This is a genomic window from Pseudomonas sp. 3A(2025) (assembly GCF_054589175.1).
In genome coordinates this window covers 1-5,832 of sequence record NZ_BAAILM010000013.1, presented here as the reverse complement: position 1 = coordinate 5,832, position 5,832 = coordinate 1, and the positions used below count along the sequence as shown (strand labels likewise).

Here is a 5,832-nt window from a genome sequence, read left to right as displayed (position 1 = left end):
TGAAGTGGAAATTTTCATCGGTGGCCTGGAACAGGCGCAAAACGTTGTGATGCGGCAACAGCGTACCCTTGGGCTTGCCGGTCGAGCCCGAGGTATAGATCACATAGGCCAGGTTTTCAGGTCGGGTGAAGTTGACCGGATTGGCATCGCTGTAATCCGCCAGCCAGTCAGGACCGGCCTCCAGGATCACCGTCTGCACGCCTTCCGACACCGGCAGTTGTCCTTGCACATGCGCCTGCGTCAGCAGCAAGCGGATGCCACTGTCTTCAACCATGTACGCCAGGCGGTCCTGCGGGTACTCCGGATCCAGCGGCACATAGGCGGCACCGGCCTTGAGGATGGCCAGCAGGCCGACCACCATCTCCAGGCTGCGCTCTACCGCCAGGCCTACCAGCACGTCCGGACCTACGCCCAGCTCGCGCAGCTTGTGCGCCAAGCGATTGGCTTGCTGGTTCAGTTCGGTGTAACTCAACGAGTGCTCGCCACATACCAAGGCTGTGGCCTGCGGCGTCTTCAAAACCTGCTGCTCGATCAACTGATGAATGCACTGCTCGGCCGGGTAGCTGACCTCGCTACGGTTCCACTCATGCACGATCTGTTGCTGTTGATCAGCGCTGAGCAGCGTAAGCTCACCAATGTTTTTTTGGTCCTCACGACTCAATGCGGGCAGTAACTGTTCAAGCCCAAGCGCCAGTTGCTGCACAGCACTGTCACAAAACTCAGCCTTGGCATAACTGAAGCCAAGCGACAGAACGTCACTGACATCGGCAGCCACCACCAGCCCATAGCTGGTCTGTCCACGCTCATTCAGGTTTTCAAATACAAGGCCATGAGCAGCCCCTTTTTCAAGCGCCTCGGAAACCGGGTAGTTATCAAACATTAGTAAGGTATCGAACAGCGCCTCACCACTCTTGCCCGCCCAGCGCTGCACGTCATACAGGGGCGTATATTCATGCTCGCGCAAGGCCAGATTCTGCGCCTGAAGCGACTGTAACCACTGCCCCACGCTCAGTTCCGGCAGCGGTTGGGCAACCAGCGGCAATGTATTGATAAACAAGCCCAGTTGCTGTTCAACGCCCTCAAGCTCGCCAGGGCGACCGGAGACTGTCACTCCGCAGGCCACATGATCCTGGCCGGTGTAGCGCTGCAACAGAATTATCCAGGCCGATTGCACCAGGGTATTGAGGGTCACTCGTTGACCTTGGGCAAAACTGCTCAGGCGTTCTGTCTGCTGCTTATCCAGCGACAACCGGTGATACCCGTACCCCGTCTCAGCAGGATAATCCGCTTGCCGGATCGACTGAGCCAACCGTGTTGGCTCATCAAGACCTGCCAGTTGCTCTTTCCAGAACTGTTCACTGGCCACGCTATCCTGTTTGCCCAGCCACTCGATGTAGTCACGATAGCGGCTGGTGATTGGCGCGGGGACATGCCCGGTATAGCTTTGCAGTATTTCGCCCATCAACTGCGAGTTGCTCCAGCCATCGAGCAAAATATGATGGGTGGTATGGATCAGGTGATGCGTGTTTTCACCCGTACGGATCAAGGCCAGTCGCACGATGGGATCACGCGCCAGATCGAAGCCTTTACGGCGATCCTCAAGCGCCCAGTCGTCCAGTTTTTGCGCTTGCTGCACCTCGCTACGCCAATCCAGCAGAATGCAGGGCGCATCGATCTGTTTACGAATGATTTGAAGAGGCTGGCCATCCACCTCGACAAAGCTCGCCCGAAGCACTTCATGTCGGCTGATCGCACTGAGCCAGGCGGCCTTGAAGCGCTCGACATCCAGCCCTTGCACGTCCACGCGCAGCTGGTTGATGTAGTGACCGGCTTCCTGGTCCAGCAGGCTGTGAAACAGCATGCCCTGCTGCATGGGTGAAAGCGGGTAGATGTCTTCGATGTCTACCGCAGGCACAGACAGATGACCAAGTTGTTCCGGGCTCAAGACAACCAGAGGCGTACGGCTTTCAACCTGGCTGACAGGCTTGGCCATAGAAGGTTTTGCTTCGATCAGTTTGGCCACCTTGGCCAGTTGCCCGATGGTCTGTTGTTCGAACACTTGCTTGGGCGTCAGCTTGATGCCCTGGCGCTTGGCCCTGGCAATGATCTGCAGGCTCAGAATAGAGTCGCCGCCCAGTTCAAAGAAGTTATCGGTGGTACCGATCTGCTCGCGCTTGAGTACCTGAGCCCAGATGTCCGCCAGCTTCTGCTCGACATCACCCTCTGGCGCTACAAAGCCGCGCGCGACCACACCAGGTTTGGGCAAGGCGTGTTTGTCCAGCTTGCCATTGGCAGTCAGCGGCAGGCGATCCAGCAGCACGATCTGCGCCGGGACCATATAGTCCGGCAAGTGCTGTTGCAGACGCTGCTGCAACAGCGCGACGCTGACGCCTTCAACGACCGAGCACCAGGCCACCAGTTGCAAACGCGAAGGGTCGCTTTCCACAGGCTGGGCCAGAACAACCGCTTCTTTGACCTCATCCATCCGTAGCAAGAACTGGCTGATTTCTCCAGGCTCGACCCGGTAACCACGAATCTTCACCTGATCGTCGGCGCGGCCGATGAATTCGATCAAGCCATCGCGGCCAAGGCGCGCACGGTCGCCGGTGCGATACAGCCGCTGGCCATCCTCGGCAGGAATGAAACGCTCGGCGGTCAATGCGGCCCGCCCCTTGTATCCTTGCGCCAGTCCTTGTCCGCCCAGGTACAGCTCGCCTGCGACCTGCGGTGCAACGGTATTGAGCCAGGCATCGAGAATGTCGACACGCCCATTGGCCAAAGGGGTTCCCACGGGTGCACTTCGATAACCATTCAAGCGCTGCTCGACTTCATGGGTCAGCACGCCCACGGTGGTTTCGGTCGGACCGTAGTGATTGACGATGCGGCAGTCAGGCCGCAGTTGCCGGACCTTTTCCACCAGTTCCCACGAACAGCTTTCGCCGCCCAGCACCAGTAGCTGACCAGGCAACACATTAGCCGGACTGGCTGCTTGCAACAGCCCTTGCAAGTGGCTGGGCACCAGTTTGAGAACAGCCACCTGATGCTCGGTCATATAGGCCGCAAAGGCATCAGGATCGAAGGCCAGTTCCTGGGGCAACAGATGCAGCAGACGACCGGACGCCAGCGCACCGAACAGCATGGTGTGACCCAGGTCTGCAGCCACGGTAGACACCATGGCCATGCTGCCTTCAGGCGTCAGCTGCAAGCGATCAAGAACAACCTGTACATAGTTGGCGAGCGCTTTATGGCTGACTTGCACGCCCTTGGGCTGGCCAGTGGAGCCTGAGGTGTAAATCAGATAGGCCGGCTGTTCGGGATCGAAGGACTGATCCAGCGATTGGTCGCTCTGCTCAACCCATACCTGTGAATCCCAAGCTTGCACCTTGATGCCTTGCAGGTTGGTGAAGCGTGTGTCGTTAGCCTCGTGGAGCAGAACAACCGCACCACTGTCCTGCAGCAATTGCTGCACTCGCTCGACAGGTTGCTGGTTATCCAGCGGCAAATACACCCCGCCGGCCTTGAGCACCGCGAGCATCGCCGTGACCCACTCGACGCTGCGCGCCTGGCACAGCGCAACCACGCTGCCGACACCCACCCCGGCAGCCTGAAGATAATGCGCCAACCGATTGGACTCATGCTCCAGCGCCTGATAGCTGATGCGCTTTTCATCTGCCTGTAGCGCGTCGCGCTGGCCCGCTTGCGCCAGGCTGCGCTGCCAAAGCTCGAGAACGTTGCTGCACGCAAATGACTGCGAGCGGGTTTCAACCGTGATGCCGATGTTCTCGGGACGGTCGAGCAGACGAGCCTCAGGCGCACTCACCAACGCCTGCAATGTCGACTGCAACGAGGCGGCCATGCGCTCGATGATGGACGCATCGAACAGGTCGGTCGCGTAGGTAAACGCCGCCTCAATACCTTCAGGGGTATCGGTGAAATCAAACGCCAGGTCAAAACGTGCGTCGCCATCACCCAGTGCAAAGGCATCGACGGTAACGCCGCCCAGTCGGTTACTTCTGTCGGCACGGCTCAACACATTCTGGTTGATCTTGAACTGGAACAGCGGGTTATGCCCCAGGTTACGCTCGGGCAACAACGCATCGACCAGTTGCTCGAACGGCAGATCCTGATGAGATTGCGCGCCGGCGACTACGTCACGGACCTGGTTGATCAGTTCAGCGAACGTGGCACGCTCATCGACCTGTATGCGCAGCACCTGCGTGTTGATGAAAAAGCCGATCAAGCCTTCAAGCTCTGTACGGTTGCGGCTGGCATTGGGCGCACCGATACGGATATCCGACTGCCCGCTGTAACGCGACAGCACGACAGACACCGCCGCCAACACCAGCATGAACAGGGTATTGCCGTCTTTACGCGCCAGTGCCCGCAACTCGGCGGCCAGGGCCTGAGGAATGTCGGCGTCTACAACCGCACCGCGGTAGCTGGGGCTGGCTGGCCGGTCATGATCCAGCGGCAAGTCGAGTACCGGATGATCCTCACCCAGCTGTTCTTTCCAGTAGGCAAGCTGCCTGTCGCCTTCGCCGGCCTCCAGCCAGCTGCGTTGCCAGATCGCGTAATCCGCGTACTGGATGGGCAGCGCGGGCAGTCCGGCATCGCGGTCTTCTATCAGTGCCATGTACAGGCGCACAAACTCGGCCACGATCAGCTCACCCGACCAACCATCGGACACGATGTGGTGCATGCACAAGGTCAGCAGGTGCTCGGCTTCGCCCAGATGCAACAGTTTGACCCGCAACAAGGGGCCTTCAACCAGATCGAAAGGCCTGGCAAGTTCCTCACTCACCATGGCCTGTAGCGCCGCCTCATCGGGACGCTCATCGAAGGAAACGATGCCCAGAGCGACGGGGGAATGCGCCTGAATTTCCTGGTAGAACTCGCCGTCCACCGAAGCAAAACGGGTGCGCAGGGTTTCATGACGCTGCACCAGCAACTCAAGCGCCTTCGACATAGCCTGATCATCAAGATGGCCATTCAAGCGTACTGCGGTCGGCACGTTGTAGAACGTACCCTCAGGCTCCATTTGCCAGAGAAACAGCAAGCGTTGCTGAGAATAAGACAGTGGAATGCGCGCCACGTCCTGGCGCGTCGGCACGATGGGCAGCAACCTGAAGCTCTGCCCGGATTCGTGCATTTTGTCGAGGATCTGTTTGCGTTGCTCCAGAGGCAGAGAGACGAAGCGTTTGGCAATCCGTTCAGCGGTAGTCCGTTCCATCTCAAGCCCCTGCCATTTCATTCATCATTTTTTCGATATCCGTCAGATCGCTCTCACGCAGAGAGAGACCCTGGCTGTCCAGAGCGCTGGTAAATTCACCGAGTGCGGGGTGTTCGAAGAGCAGGCGCAGAGGGGCGTCTATTCCTAGCTGCACGTTGATCCGGGAGATCGTCTGAGTGGCCAGCAACGAGTGCCCACCGAGTTCGAAGAAGTTGTCGCTCAGGCCGACTCGCGCAAGCTTGAGGACATCGGCCCAGATGGCAGCGATCTGCCGCTCAAGCTCCGTTTGCGGCGCCACATACACCTGTTGCTGCTGGCTGCCGTCCGGCTTCGGCAAAGCCTTGCGGTCCAGCTTGCCGTTGGGGGTAAGCGGCAGCTTGTCCAGAAACAGCAGATACGCCGGCACCATGTAGTCCGGCAAATTCATTCTGAGCTGTTCGCGCAGATCGCTTCGCAGTTGGGTTTGCTGCTGCGCATTCAGTTCTCCGGCCGCAGTCACCAGGTACGCCGCCAGTTGTTTGCCACTCGGTCCATCGACATCGATGACCACTGCTTCGCGCACCGCTTCGTGCTCCAGCAACCGGGCCTCGATCTCACCCAGT

At 59.0% G+C, this 5,832-nt stretch carries 2 protein-coding genes; both read right to left on the bottom strand.

All coding sequences use genetic code 11. The annotated features are described in order from the left end of the window. Positions 1–5,230, bottom strand: a 5,230-nt coding sequence (locus tag ACYP2A_RS04800) for an amino acid adenylation domain-containing protein (protein ID WP_459743242.1), incomplete at its 3' end; no start/stop codon positions are given. 1 nt (position 5,231) lies between these two features. Further along, positions 5,232–5,832: phosphopantetheine-binding protein (locus tag ACYP2A_RS04795; RefSeq protein WP_459743240.1), on the bottom strand; the 601-nt coding region annotated here is incomplete at its 5' end.